10 protein-coding genes are annotated in these 13,916 nt (G+C 58.6%); 7 read left to right on the forward strand and 3 right to left on the reverse strand.

Translation table 11 applies throughout. The features are described from left to right. The first annotated feature begins 140 nt into the window (after positions 1-140). From HUU60_03940 to HUU60_03955, 4 genes are all read left to right on the forward strand, one after another. Positions 141-1,499 (forward strand): MmgE/PrpD family protein, encoded by a 1,359-nt coding sequence (locus tag HUU60_03940; protein ID NUL81860.1) that lies wholly within the window; start codon positions 141-143, stop codon positions 1,497-1,499. A gap of 4 nt (positions 1,500-1,503) precedes the next feature. Beyond that, a complete protein-coding gene (locus HUU60_03945) occupies positions 1,504-2,238 on the forward strand; it encodes a DUF92 domain-containing protein (GenBank protein NUL81861.1) in 735 nt (244 codons plus the stop codon). 64 nt (positions 2,239-2,302) lie between these two features. Next, a complete protein-coding gene (locus HUU60_03950) occupies positions 2,303-3,112 on the forward strand; it encodes a zf-HC2 domain-containing protein (protein ID NUL81862.1) in 810 nt (269 codons plus the stop codon). 28 nt (positions 3,113-3,140) lie between these two features. Beyond that, positions 3,141-6,632 carry a hypothetical protein gene (locus tag HUU60_03955; GenBank protein NUL81863.1) on the forward strand — a complete coding sequence of 1,164 codons (3,492 nt, stop codon included), beginning with the start codon at positions 3,141-3,143 and terminating at the stop codon, positions 6,630-6,632. Here HUU60_03955 and HUU60_03960 read toward each other — a convergent pair. The 3 genes from HUU60_03960 to HUU60_03970 all read right to left on the reverse strand — a co-directional run bounded on the left by HUU60_03960 (position 6,629) and on the right by HUU60_03970 (position 8,945). Next, a complete protein-coding gene (locus tag HUU60_03960; protein NUL81864.1) occupies positions 6,629-7,543 on the reverse strand; it encodes a proline dehydrogenase family protein in 915 nt (304 codons plus the stop codon). The genes HUU60_03955 and HUU60_03960 overlap by 4 nt on opposite strands. An 18-nt stretch (positions 7,544-7,561) precedes the next feature. Continuing rightward, on the reverse strand, positions 7,562-7,996 hold the full coding sequence (locus HUU60_03965; GenBank protein NUL81865.1) for a hypothetical protein: 435 nt from the start codon (positions 7,994-7,996) through the stop codon (positions 7,562-7,564). A 67-nt stretch (positions 7,997-8,063) separates the two neighbouring features. Then, positions 8,064-8,945, reverse strand: coding sequence for a fatty acid desaturase (locus HUU60_03970; GenBank protein NUL81866.1), 882 nt, complete (start codon positions 8,943-8,945; stop codon positions 8,064-8,066). Positions 8,946-9,241: 296 nt separating this feature from the next. Here HUU60_03970 and HUU60_03975 point away from each other — a divergent pair, with 296 nt between their 5' ends. From HUU60_03975 to HUU60_03985, 3 genes are read left to right on the forward strand one after another with little or no spacing between them, the layout of a single operon-like run. After that, positions 9,242-10,072 (forward strand): sugar phosphate isomerase/epimerase, encoded by an 831-nt coding sequence (locus tag HUU60_03975; GenBank protein NUL81867.1) that lies wholly within the window; start codon positions 9,242-9,244, stop codon positions 10,070-10,072. Next, entirely contained in the window at positions 10,069-10,740 is a 672-nt protein-coding gene (locus tag HUU60_03980; protein ID NUL81868.1) for a uracil-DNA glycosylase, read from the forward strand. The genes HUU60_03975 and HUU60_03980 overlap by 4 nt, the downstream gene beginning before the upstream one ends. A 27-nt stretch (positions 10,741-10,767) precedes the next feature. Further along, positions 10,768-13,860, forward strand: coding sequence for a hypothetical protein (locus tag HUU60_03985; protein ID NUL81869.1), 3,093 nt, complete (start codon positions 10,768-10,770; stop codon positions 13,858-13,860). Positions 13,861-13,916: the final 56 nt, after the last annotated feature.

Consider the following 13,916-nt stretch of genomic DNA (forward strand, 5'->3'; position numbering starts at 1 on the left):
CCGGGTAGCATCGTCTCTTAGCCGAGAAGGCGCCTATGGTCAAATTATACCGCGATTCGACCTTAAATGAACCTGGTAATCGCGTCGGTCGGGTATGTTAGTTAGCAGTTAGAACAGCGAAATCCAAGGAGGGGTTCCCCATGTTGCTTGCCGACCGATTGGCAGAATACTCTCGTTCTTTGGCCTACGATGCCCTGCCCGAAGAGGCGGTGCACGAAGCCAAGAGGCGATTCATCGATTCCATAGCGTGCGCATACGGCGCTTGGCGCAGCGAAACGGCTCAACTGGTTCGAAAAACGGCCTCAACCGTTCGTTCCAGTAATGGCGCGACGGTGATCGGCACCGATCATAAAGCATCGCCAGACTGGACGGCGTTTGCCAACGGCCTGATGATTCGGTATCTGGACTACAACGACACCTATCTATCCAAGGAGCCGGCGCATCCGAGCGACAACTGGGCCGCGATTTTGGCGATTGCCGAATCTGAAGGCTGCTCTGGTCGAGACGCCATTCTTGCGGCAGTTCTTTCTTATGAGATTCAGTGCCGGCTGTGCGATGCGGCGAGCCTGCGGTCTCGCGGCTGGGATCATGTGAACTACGGGCTGTTCTCTGCCGCTGCAGCCGCTGGACGCTTGATGAATCTCGATGCAAAATCGATTCGCCACGCGATGAGCATTGCGGGAGTGTCGGGGTTGGCCATGCGCCAAACGAGAGTGGGCGAACTTTCTGATTGGAAAGGCTGCGCGTTTGCCAACTCGTCGCGCCATGCCTGTATGGCCGCCATGCTGGTAAAGGAAGGCATGACCGGACCGAGCGAGATTTTTGAGGGCAAGATGGGCTTCATGAAGCAAGTGTCCGGGCCGTTCGAATTGGGCGCGCTGGGGGGCGAAGAGGGCCGCGGCTTTATGATCAACGACACCTATATCAAGTACTTCCCTGTCGAATATCACGCTCAGAGCGCGGTCTGGGCTGCATTGGAATTGCGCGATCAGGCGGGCGGGCCGGAGAATATCGCCAGCGTCAAGATTCGGACGTTCGAGGCGTCCTACTCGATCATCGGCAGCGAGCCGGAGAAGTGGCGGCCTCAAAGCCGAGAGACCGCGGACCATAGCCTGCCCTACATCACGGCGGCGGCGCTGTGGGACGGCAAGGTCGATCTGGCATCGTTCGATGAGGAAAAGTACACCCACGAGGCTCTGCTGGAATTCACCAGCCGCATCGTTGTGGAGCACGATACCAGCCTCGATCCGCGATACCCCGAAGGCATTCCGAACCACATCACGGTGATCACACGGGACGGCCGGTCGCATGAGAAGGAAGTAACCTTCCCGCGCGGACATAACAAGAACCCCATGACCGACCAAGAGGTGGAAGAGAAGTTCCGTCGTCTGGCCGATGGGCTGGTCTCGACCTCGCAACAAGACCGCATACTGGCGATCGGATGGGGATTGGACAACGTTGCCAATATGCGAGAAGCGATGGCGGAATTGAAGGCATAGTCTCGTGGCGTATGCGTTAGCCGCCTTTACTGCGGCTTTGATTGTTTGGCGGCTCCGTCTGCTTTCGGCGGGCGGGGCCGCTTCTGCTTTTGTCGTCGGGTTTGTTGCCGTTTATGCAGGCGGATGGGGCGCTGCGGCTCCCTTGCTGGCCTTCTTTGTCGGATCAGCCGCATTAGGTCGATTGAGAGGCCGAGAGCGAGAAACGAGGGGGACCGGACAAGTTTGGGCGAACGGTTTGGCGGCGACGCTGTGTGCGATGGGCTCTCTTCTTGGCGTTGGAGAGTGGGTTTGGGCCGGTTATGCAGCGGCCTGGGCGCAAGCAGCGGCGGACACCTGGGCGACCGAGGTCGGCATTGGTTGGGGCGGACGGCCACGAAGCATTTTGACGGGCAGAGCGCTCGAGGCTGGCGAATCGGGCGGCATCACGCTGCTTGGGACGGTCGCAGCTTTTGCGGGGGCTCTATTCGTAAGCGTCATTGGTTCTGTCGCCCTGGGGTTGCCGTGGATCGTGCCCGCAATCGCCGGATTTGCCGGGAGCTTGTTAGATAGCCTTCTAGGCGCGACGCTGCAAGTTAGGTTCCGGTGCGCTGTGTGCGGCAGGATTGTCGAGACGCCGCGACACTGTTCAAAAGCCTCTCAAAGAATCTCGGGCGCGGCTTTGCTCACGAACTCTGGGGTCAACGTGGCCAGCAACTTGGCCGCAACCCTGGCGGCTTGTCTGATCGCTTTCAGAAACTGACAAATTCCCCGCCACGAATCGCCTCCGCGCCTGTCTAAACGGGCAGATTATGAGGAGGCGCACCATGAAGCATCAACCTTGCGAGTCGATGATCGAGCTCTTGAGCCTTTACATCGACCAAATGACGAACCCCAACGAGACGGCTGAGGCAGAGGCCCACCTTGAGCAGTGCGAGGGCTGTCGAGAGACAGTCGCCGCCTGGCGCGGGTTTTCTGCAGCCATAGCGCAGACCGAAGAGGCATTGCCGCCGTCCGATCTGAGAGACCGCGTTTTGGCCGCTACGACCCGCAAACCTGTCCGTGCCTGGTTTTTGAGGCCGGCTTGGCTCGCGGCGCCCGCGCTGGCAGCGACGCTAGCGCTCTACGCCATCCTGACCAACCCGGGGCCAGTTCCAATCGATAAGGGTCCGGTCGTCTCGTCGGTAATGGAAGAGCGAACATTGCCCCTGGCCGAGACGCCGGTCGTGGTCGCTGATGCTCCGAACAGCGGCTTTACCGAAGACGCTGCTCCAAGGGCGTTCAATCGGACCGCCAATGCCAAACCGATTCCCAACACACCGATTGCGCGACGCAATGCGCCCATCGTCAGCGTGCCAACGGAAGAACCCATCGAGGTCTCTGAAGGGCCGCGGGAGCCAACGCTGGACGATCGGGTAATGGTCTCTTTCTTGGATGAAGCAGTCTATGAAGAACCCGAGGCGCCGCCCGTCAAATTGGCCAATCTGCTGCCGGAGCCGGAAACAACCCTGAAGGACGATCTGGCCGGACTGATGAAGGCGCAACTGGCAAAAGATCAAGACCGATTAGTCGACCTGAGACAGCGGAATGTGGCCAAACGAAGGATCGGCATTCCCATCGCGACCATTCGCTTCTAACACCGGAGATTGATGGAACGATAAAACCATGAGGCGCGTCCTCTGGATCGGGTTGCTCGGGCTGGCCGCTTCGAGCGTAGTTTCGCAGGCGCAAAACGCGTCGGCGATTTCGCTCTATGGCGACCAGGGAAAATCGACCGCCGTCGCATCGAACGAAGTCGGGGTTGCCTCCTCAGATCTACTCCCCGGCAACGGCACTCGAGCCGGCTACACGCTTCGATACGCACCGATCATCCCAGGTTCAGAAAGCGTCTACATCGACGGCCGTCGGCTAAAGCGCGACGCGGACTACTTCCTGGATCGCGATTCCGGCACGATCGCCTTCGCCGAACCGGTGCGGCGATCTTCCTCTGTAACGATCCACTATCGATACAGCAAGAACGGCCAAGCGACCAATGGCGCTAAGAACCTCTCGCTGATTGCGCTCTCGTTTGGCAACAGCGGAGGGATCAGCGCATTGATGGCCACCACTCCGACCGAGCAAGCGGCGGATGGATCGGTCTGGCAATCGCAAGCGTTTGGACTTGCCCAGAAACTGGGCATCGGTCAGGGCGCGCAGTGGGACGGCCTGTTCTTTATGGGTTCTCGCCGCCAGCTTCAGGCCTATGCCGCGCCGCACGAGGCGGACGCCAAGTCGCCGGTACAAACGGGCGGCAGCCAAGAGCGGTTCGTATCGCAGAAGTTTGCTTATGACCGAGGCGGTCTCAAACTCAGCGTCAACTATCAGGACATTGGGGCGGGCTTCTCGGCAGCGAAGATGTTGGGCGGACAGTCGGGACTTGACGCCGCTCAGGTCGGCCAGTGGGATAAAGAGAAGGGCATACGAAGATTTGGCCTCGGATTTGGCATGGACCTTGGACACGGCGCGTCGCTCAAGCAAGATTTCAGCCGAATCACCGACTCGAAGGGGTCGATCGAGACCCGCTCGCTCCAGTTCGACTCCAAGAGCCTTGGCTTCTATTGGAACGACCGGCGCGCAGACGCCAGCTTCGCCCGGTTTAACGATTTGGCCGAACAGCAGCGCGGCGATTGGGCCAGAGAGAAAGGCATCTCTCGGACGGGCATGGGCGGCCGGATTGGACTCGGCGCCGGAGAGCTGAAGTTCGATCAATCCGCGATCGAAGAGGGCGGCGCATCGATCTCCCGACAGAACCTAAGCCTTGGTTTGGGACAGCTCAAGTTCTCGGCCTTTAATCAAGAGATCGGCAAGGAATTCAAACGGTTCGACCATCTGGCCGAAGGCGAGAAGGGCCAATGGGCGCGAGAGAAGGGCCTTAAGCGAGAAGGCTGGAATCTTGGCTGGGGCGCAGAGGGCGGCAAGGCAAACTTCCTCTCGATCAACCAAAGCCGAATTGGCCAAGGCGAGGCCGGTTTCGAGCGTCAGAACTTTAGGATAGGCGGCAATGGCTGGACTGCTTCGCACATGCATCGCGAGGCCGACTCCGAGTTCAAGCGATTGAACGACTTGGCGCCTGGAGAATTGAACGAGCTGGCTCTCGAAGTCAAGAGCTTCTACGACCCCAAAGCCAACGCGATCAACGACCAAGAGCGACAGCAAGCGGCCAAAGAATTGGGGCTTAGCCGAGATATGCAACGGTTTGGCGCCTCCCTTGGGAAGAACGGCCGTGTAGAATGGTCGAGATCGGCGATCAAAGACGCGATGGGCGGCGACCTGCAGCAAGACCGCCTGAGCTATGCCTCGCCCAACTTTGCTTTCAACTACCTGACGCGATCCATCGATCAGGAGTTCAAGCGCATGGGCGATTTGGCTCCTATCGAGCGGGCGCTGTTCCACAACGAGCGCGGAATAGGCCGAACGCAATGGGACGGCACGATCCAGTTAGGCAACGCAAGCCTCTATGCCGCTCAGACCGATGCAGACGCGGCAAAGGGCGGGTTCCATCGCGAGAGCTACAAGATCGCGCTGCCCAAGTTCGAGGCGGCGTTCAATCGTCGAAGCGTCGATGCCGAGTTCGCTCGCAGCGGAGACCTGGCAGAACAAGAAGGGGAAAGGAAACTGCTGGGCGCTCTCCGCGGCTCCAATCAGCAAGATTTGACCATCAAGACCGCGCTCATCGCCGGCATCGGCGCAGAGCTGTTCCACTATGGCGCTTCGAACGCGGAGCAAAAGACCCGCACGAACCGTTTGCGCGGCGGTTTGACATGGAATCCCGACAAGTTGACGCAACTGAGCTTTAACGGCGATCGGTTTGACGAGAACGACCCTGAGAGGCCCCTGCTGTTCGACCATTACGCCAAGAGCGCGATGGAGAGGAACTTGGGCTTTGGTCAGTTGACCGCTTTCACTGAATCGCGCGAGACGGGCGGCGCGATTGGCCGACCGGTCGAAAAGAAGACCGACTACTACAAGTTCGTCAGCCAAAACTGGCGTAGTCTTAATCTAACAGTCGAAAGCCGGGACACGAAAGCGGAAGGCGACGTGAGCGAGGATTATGACTACCTCAACGCTCAGTACCAAATCAACAAGAGCGCTAAGGTTACAATGGCTGAGGCGCGAGCCATGCGCGAGGGCGCCCCTGACGAAATCGTGCGCGAGAGCAAGATCGAATGGACCTTGAAGCCTGGCAGCACGGTTAGTTTCTCCGAAACTCGTCGATTGGTCGAAGGTCAGAAAGGACACCGTGCGCTGTCTGCAAGCCTTACTCAGACAGCGTTTGCAGGTCTTGCGTTTAGCGGAACTTACATCGAGCAGCGAGTCGATAATCAGAGCGTGAAGTCCCAGTCCGACTTTGGTCTGAAGACGGTCAAACCGATCGACTTTCTATTCTTGAACAATGCGGAGTTCAGCTTCACGTTCAATTCTCTGGCCGACAAGGGCGCTTGGCACAAGGAGCAAAAGGGCTTCCAGTTCAAGGCCAATTGGGGAACGAGCCTGTTAGAAGCCAACTATGCGGGCGTCTTCGTTCCCGGAAAGGGTCGGGCGGCCGATCGCACCTTCAAGTTCGCCTCGAACGGCGATCCGAAACTGCCGTATCACTTGTCGGCATCCTATAAGATTCGAACCATGCCGGACGGCGCGCAGCATCAGATTCGCAATTACCATCTGGACTACAAGTTGAACGACCGGTTGACCCTGGTTCACGATTTTGTGAGCTACCCTGAACAGGCGAGGGGCGATGTCGTGCTCGGCTCCATCGTTCAGGCGACCGGATTTTCGAACTGGACGCTTCAATCAACCATCAGCAGTCGGTTGGGCTTAAAGGGCGAGTATCGGACGGAATGGCACGACCAACAGCGTAAGAAGACGCGCAAGGGCGGCCTCTCTTTGGTCGGCAAGGCGTTCGACCAAGCCAACTTTGAGTTTGGATATCGATTGGAATCGGAATCGATCGGCGCCGACAAGCGCACGGCGCACACCTTCCGCGTCGCCTTCGACCATAAGCTGAGCGCGGACAAGTTCATCGTTTTGGGATTGGAGAGCGCCTTTTACGAGCATCGCAAGGACGGTTCGGCGCGGCAAAACCTGCGCGGCTCGTTAGAGTTCAAGACGCTCTTTTAGCGCCGAAGCAGGTTCTTGAGAACGAAGTAGAGATTGGCAGGGCGTTCGGCCAGGCGGCGGACGAAGTAGGGATACCATTGGTCGCCATACGGCACATAGATCAGCGTGCGATAGCCTTCCGATACTAGTTTAGTCTGCGTCTCTCGGCTGATGCCGTACAGCATTTGGAACTCGATGCTCCTCTTGTCGCGCTTCAACGCCTCTAATTGAGCTTTGGCCGAGGCGATCAGCTTGGGGTCGTGGGTGGCGAGCGCGGGCAAATTGCCTTGTTCGATCAGGCGGTGCATCAAGGCAACGTAGTTCTCGTCTACCTCTGACTTTCGCCGATAGGCGACTGTCGCCGGCTCGAGATAGGCGCCTTTGACCAAGCGAATGCGCGCGCCGAGCCCGAGCAGCCGGTCCAGATCTTCGGAAGTTCGGTAGAGATAAGTTTGAAGCACCGTGCCGACCTGTCTGCTCTGCGCATAGGCGGACTCAAAGAGGTCTAACGTCCGGTCGGTGTAGTCGCTGCTTTCCATATCGATCCAGACAAAGATGTTTCTCTCGGTCGCAGCCTCGATTAAACCTAAGAGTTGATCTTGGCAGAGAGCTTGATCGACATCGAGGCCGAGCTGGGTCAGCTTGATGCTGATGGTTGAGTCGATGCCTGCGCGACCGATCTCGTCGACTAAGTGGATGTAGTCTTCCAGCGCCCGACGGGCTTCTGCCGCATCGCGCACGTTCTCGCCCAGATGATCAAGAGAGACCTCAAAGCCGTTGGCCTCAAGATCCTGCGCGACAGCGATGGCTTCGGAAACGTCCTCGCCCGCAATGAAGCGGCGAATAAGGCTTTGCGTCAGGCGGCTGCGCGAAAACCAGTTGCGAATTCGGGGGCGGTCTGCCAATCGGAGGATGATCGTTCGACTGAGCATTCCGCTTTGAGCGCTTGCCTACTTGCCTTTCTCGGTCTTGACCGGCACCTTCTCCCACCATCGATCTATGACTTCCTTCTTGGGGTCGGCCTCGATCTCAACTTGCTTGCTGCCCGTTCCTAGTTGAGCCTTTTTGGGGTCGGGCTCCGGCAGTCCGGTGGTTGATTTGGCTTCTGGGTTCTTTTCGCCGTGGGGATGCTCGCCAGGACCGTGGTTGTGGCCTTCGTGGCCCGGTTCGGGCTTTGCGACGTTTTCTTGTTTAATGGCGGCCTGTGTCTTGGTTTTAACCTCGTCGACCGAATAGGGCTTGACCGGCTGATTGACGACCGGCTCCTCGCCTGCCGACTCCATCGGGTCTTTGGGATCGAGATTGCGGCCCGAAAGGTTGGCGGCAAAGATCACAAGGATCAAGATAAGCGCAATAAGAGCGACCGAAATTCCGCGCTGTGGCATGAGTGCATACCTCCGTTTAGAGTATACCGCCGTTTAGACGCTTTGGGTTCCCGCCTAAGTTCAAACCCTACTCGGTCTGGGTCTTCAGCGCGCGGAAGCCGACCAGTTCTTGCTTCTTCTCGTCCCACAGGTGCAGGAAAAGAGATTTGAAGCTCTTCCAGATGCTTATCGGCTCAATGTTCTGCAGCTCCGGCACCTCGTCGAACACCTGTTGAAGGGTGTAGTTGGGGATTCTCGGTCTAAGGTGATGGATGTGATGCAAGCCGATGTTGCCCGTAAACCACTGAAGCCACCCAGGCAACTTGTAGTACGAGCTTCCTTCGAGAGCGGCTTTGATCGGGTCCCATTCGTCGTGGCGCTGCCAATAGACATCTTCGTATTGATGCTGGATGTAGAAGAGCCAGACGCCGAGCGTGCCGGAAATCATCATGATGGGGACCTGGATCATCAGATAGGTTTTGAGGCCGATCGTGTAATGCATCGTCACCCATAGGGCGACGAGAGCAACGTTTGTGATGTAGACGCTGCGCCGCTCGCGAGGCTGGGCGTTTTTGGAAGCAAATCGCTGCAAAATCATGAACATCACCAGGGGACCGATGATGAACATGACAAAGGGATTGCGGTAGACGCGAAAAGCGACCTTGGTGTACCAAGGGGCGCTCTTGTATTCGTCGATGGTCAGCGTCCAGATGTCGCCGTGGCCGCGCTCGTCCAGATTGCCGACCGATGCATGGTGCTCGGCGTGGCTGAGTCGCCACTCTTCATAAGGCGTGTAGGTGATGATGCCTGTCAGATATCCCAGGAACGTATTCCACTTCTTTGACGGCAGAAACGAGCCGTGGCCGCAGTCGTGAAAGAAGATGAAAATCCGAACCAGCAGGCCGGACGCCAGCACGAGGGGCGGCAACAACAGCCAATAAGAGTAGCCTTGATTGATCATCCATATCATGAGCGCCCAGAGACCAAAGAAAGGGAGCATGGTATCGAGCAACTGGCCTACGGCTTTCTTTACATCGGGCTTCTCATACTTCGATAACGAACGGTACCAATCGGCGCGCACAACGCTTGCCTTATCGAAACTCACTGGCGCTTCCATGTGCCTCCTACAACTCTAAGTCAAGTCAATTTTTTGGCGAGTCGCCAAGTGGCTTATTATGACACGGAGTAAGGGCTTTCCGCAACATAGCCAGGAGTTCGCCCAGCGACGGCGAATTTGGCGCAAATCCCAAACTCACGGAGAAACGAATGTACGTTGGCATATTGACGGCTCCTTTCGGCGATGCGCCTTTGGAGCATGTCTTCAAGTTCGCATCGCAAAACGGCTTTGGCGGGATCGAACTGGCCTGCGGCTATGGGCACCCTCACTTTGATCTGCGCCAGCCAAACACCGACCTGCTGAAGTCGATGATTGACAGCTACGGCGTGCCGCTTTCGGCCATCGCTTGTTACTGCAACAATACCGATGCCGATCCGACGCGCCGAGCCGAGAACAATGCGGCGATCAAGATCGCTATAGATGCAGCGGCAACGCTCGGGGTTGAGATCGTGTGCACCTTGGCCGGGTTGCCGCCTGCAGGCAAAAGCCGGACGCAGACGATCGAAGAGGATTGCCTCCAGGTGTTTCCGCCGTTGCTCGACTATGCCGGCGGCAAAGGCGTCAAGATCGCGCTGGAGAATTGGTTTGCCACCAATATCATGGCGCTCGACCATTGGCAGAGGCTCTTCGAGGTTGTGCCTCACGAGAACTTTGGCCTCAACTACGACCCTTCGCACCTGCTCTGGCAAGGCATCGACTACGTTACCGCCGTCAGCCTTTTCGCCCCGCGCATCTTTCACACGCACGCCAAGGACACCGAGATCGTGGACGAGCGGCTGAGGTTTGTGGGCAATCACGGCTCGGGATGGTGGCGATATGTGATCCCCGGCTTTGGTCGCGTACAGTGGGGAGAGTACATAGCAGCCCTTCGCAAGATCGGTTACAACGGCACGCTCTCTATCGAGCATGAGGACGGCGCGGTCGGGCGCGAAGAGGGATTCCTGATCGGTCGCAACTACCTTAAGCAGTTCATCGCGTGAACTGGGAGCGGCTTCAGGCAGACACGGTCGCCTGCGATCGATGCGCTCGGCTTCGCGATCACTGCAGGCGCGTCGCCGAGGTCAAGCGGGCGTCCTATCGCGATCAGGAGTATTGGGCAAGACCGGTGCCGAACTTTGGCGACCCAGCCTCGCCTATCTTAATGGTGGGGCTGGCGCCCGGAGCGCACGGCTCGAACCGGACGGGCCGAATGTTCACAGGAGACGGCTCGGGGGATTTTCTCTATCGAGCGCTCCATGCCGTGGGGTTGTGCAATCGGCCTTGGGCAGTCGGCCTGGACGATGGCCTGAAACTGAACGGGATCGCGATCACCGCCGTCGCCCGCTGCGCCCCTCCCGGCAACAAGCCGAACGCCGAAGAATTGGCCAACTGCCGCCCCTATTTCGAGCGCACGGCAGACCTGATGCCGAATCTAAAACTGTTTTTTGCCCTTGGCAAGATCGCCTTTGATGAAACGGTACGGCTTGCTCGATTGAGAGGTTGGTTGGACGCAAAAGCGACGTTTGCGCACGACAGCGCGATCGAGTTGACCGACGGTCGATGGCTGCTCGGTTGCTATCATCCGAGCCAACAGAACACGTTTACCGGCAGGCTCACCCCTGAGATGATGGTACGGGTGCTGCTGAGAGCCATTCGCTTGGCAGGATGAAGCGGCCCCTTGGCGAACGCAACTGGCATGAAGATTCTCGCTGTCGCTTTGGCCCTGTTTGGGCATATTGCTTTCTCGCAGAACGCCGACATGCTCAGTCGGTTGGAGTTTCGCAGCATCGGACCGGCCAACATGGGCGGCCGCACGACAGACGTTGAGGGCGTCCCCGGCGATCCGGCAGTGATGTACGTCGGCACCGGCTCGGGCGGCGCCTGGAAGACGCTGAACGGCGGCAAGACTTGGCGCGCGCTGTTGGATCGCAAGGGCACGCTTTCGGTCGGCGACATGGCGCTGAACCCCAACAATCCCGAAGAGATTTGGCTGGGTTCGGGCGAGGCCAACGTGCGCAACAGCGTTTCGTTCGGCAACGGGGTCTACAAATCGACCGACGGCGGCGAGACTTGGACCCACCTTGGGCTAAAAGAGACGCGCCACATTGCGCGAATGCTCGTTCATCCGCGGGATTCCGATACGGTCTACGTTGCGGCGGTCGGCCACATCTATGGCCCGCATCCCGAGCGAGGCGTATTTGTTACCAAAGACGGCGGAAAGAGCTGGAACAAGACGCTCTACATTGACGATCAGCACGGTGCCAGCGATATCGACATCGATCCGCGCAACCCCAACATCGTCTACGCCGGAATGTGGAAGTTTGAGCGCAAGATGTGGACGCACACCAGCGGCAGCGAGAACGGCGGCCTGTTCAAATCGATCGACGGCGGGATGACCTGGAAGAAGGTTACCAACGGCCTGCCTAAGCTAGTGGGGCGGATTGCCGTAAAGGTTGCCCCCAGCAGCCCGAACATCGTCTATGTTGCCGCAGAGACGAACGAGGGCGTGCTGTTTCGGTCGGACGATCACGGCCAATCGTTTAGACGGGTCAGCGAGCAGCAAGAGATCATCTCGAGAGGCTTCTACTACACGGACATTCGAGTCGATCCGGTCAACCCGAATCGAGTCTATGCGCTGGCCGCTTCGATGTTTGTGTCGATCGATGGCGGGACGACTTTTCGGCGCATTTCTGGCTCGACGCACTCGGATTATCATGCGCTTTGGATCGACCCGAAAGACCCACGGCGCATCTGGCAGGGCCAGGACGGCGGCTTTGCCGTTTCGTACGACATGGGCGAGAACTGGGACCCGATCAACAACATCCCGCTCGGTCAGTTTTATCAGGTTTTCGCCGACAATGCCCTGCCCTTCTACAACGTCTCGGGCGGATTGCAGGACAATGGAAGCTGGAGAGGCCCTTCGCGCACCAAGGAAGGCGGCATCGTCAACGATCATTGGAAGATGGTCAGCTTCGGCGACGGCTACTTTACGCTCGCCCACCCAAAAGACCCGGAATGGATGATCTCCGAATCGCAGGGCGGCAACGTCGTTCGCACTCACATGGGCCGCGGTATACAGGAGAACATCAGCCCCCAGCCCAGGCGCAACGACGGCGGCCCGGTCAATCAGCTCAAGTATCGCTTTAACTGGAACACGCCCGTCGTGCCATCTCCGCACGACGACAACACGGTCTATGTGGGCGGCAACGTGGTCTTCCGCTCCAAGGACTTCGGCTCGACGTGGGAGATTATCAGCCCCGACCTGACTACCAACGATCCGGCAAAGCAGGGCGAGGCAGGCGGTCCTATTTGGCGCGAGAACACGACGGCCGAGTACCACTGCACGATCATCTCGCTGGCCGAATCGCCCATCAAGCGCGGCGTTATCTGGTCGGGATCGGACGATGGAAAGCTTTTTGTTACCATGGACGACGGTCGGAATTGGACGGAGTTGACGGTTCCCGGCGTGCCGGCGCATTCCCCCGTCTCGCACGTAGAGCCATCGCGCGCCGATGCCAACGTCTGCTACGTCGCCTTCGACCGCCACATGTTCGACGACTATCGGCCCTATATCTTTAAGACGACCGACGGCGGACGAACCTGGCGGAGCATCAGCGGCGATCTGCCCGAGATGGCCGAAGTCTGGGTCGTCAAAGAAGACCCGCGGAACACGAATCTGCTCTACGCGGGCACCGAAATCGGACTGTACGCCTCTTGGGAGACCGGCAAATGGTTCTTCCTGGGGCTGGGCAATCTTCCGGACGTATCGGTGCACGACATTGCGATCCATCCGCGAGAGAACGACCTGATTGTTGGCACGCACGGTCGCAGTATCTGGGTCTTTGACGAGGCGACGCCCATCCAAGACCTGTCCAAGGCGGTCGCTGCGGGCGATTCCTATCTGTTCGAGGTCAAGCGAGCGATGCGGCACACCTCTCGCTTTGCTCGATTCGGAGGCGGGGATCGAGCGTATGTTGCGAACGTGCCGCCCTATGGAGCCCCGATCAGCTACTACCTGAAATCGAAGCCCGCGGGCCGGATGCAATTGGAGATACTGAACGACAAGGGCGAGGTTGTGCGGGAGATCAACAACGCTCCCACCGAGGCGGGCGTCAACAGAGTCTATTGGGACCTTCGCGTTACGCCGCCGCGCACTCGGCGCACGCCTCCGCCCCAACCTACAGGCGGTCGGGGGCGAGGCTTCTCGCCCGGCATTAACGCTCTGCCCGGCAAGTATACGGCGAGACTAACCATCGGCGATAAAAAGCTGGAAACACCCATCGAAGTTACCCTAGAGCCCGCATTGGAACCGGTCCGGCAGAACATCGTTCGCGGCCATGCCTTAGCCGTGGAAGGCACCGAAATGAACGCCGCGCTGAGAGAGGCGATCAATGCGCTGACCTCCGTCGAGGAGCAGCTGAGACATGTGCAGGGCGTGGTTCGGGCGAGGCTCGAAGGCGCAGCCCGTACAGAGTCAGAAAAGGCCGTGGAAGACGCCCTGAAACATGCGGGCGACCTCAAAGCGATTGCCGATGCGCCTGCCTCTAGCCCCCAATGGGCGAGCGGACCAAGGATGCGAAGCCGCCTACAGTCCGCATCGGGAGCGATGGACGGACCAACGGGCCCAACCAAAGCCCAGATCGAGTTCTTTGAGGAGATGAAGGCCGAATATCGCGACTTTATGACCAAGGCGAACAGTTTCCTGACCCGCGAGATCGAAGGCGTCAACCAAGTACTGAAAAAACACAACGCGCCGATAATCCTTAGCGGCGGGGCGATCAATCCGTAGCCGGGCCGCGCTTTACTGGTAGATTTGGCGGATAACTAATCCCGCCAGAAGCGCCT

Source organism: Armatimonadota bacterium, from assembly GCA_013359125.1.
In the GTDB taxonomy this organism is placed as follows: domain Bacteria; phylum Armatimonadota; class Fimbriimonadia; order Fimbriimonadales; family GBS-DC; genus JABWCR01.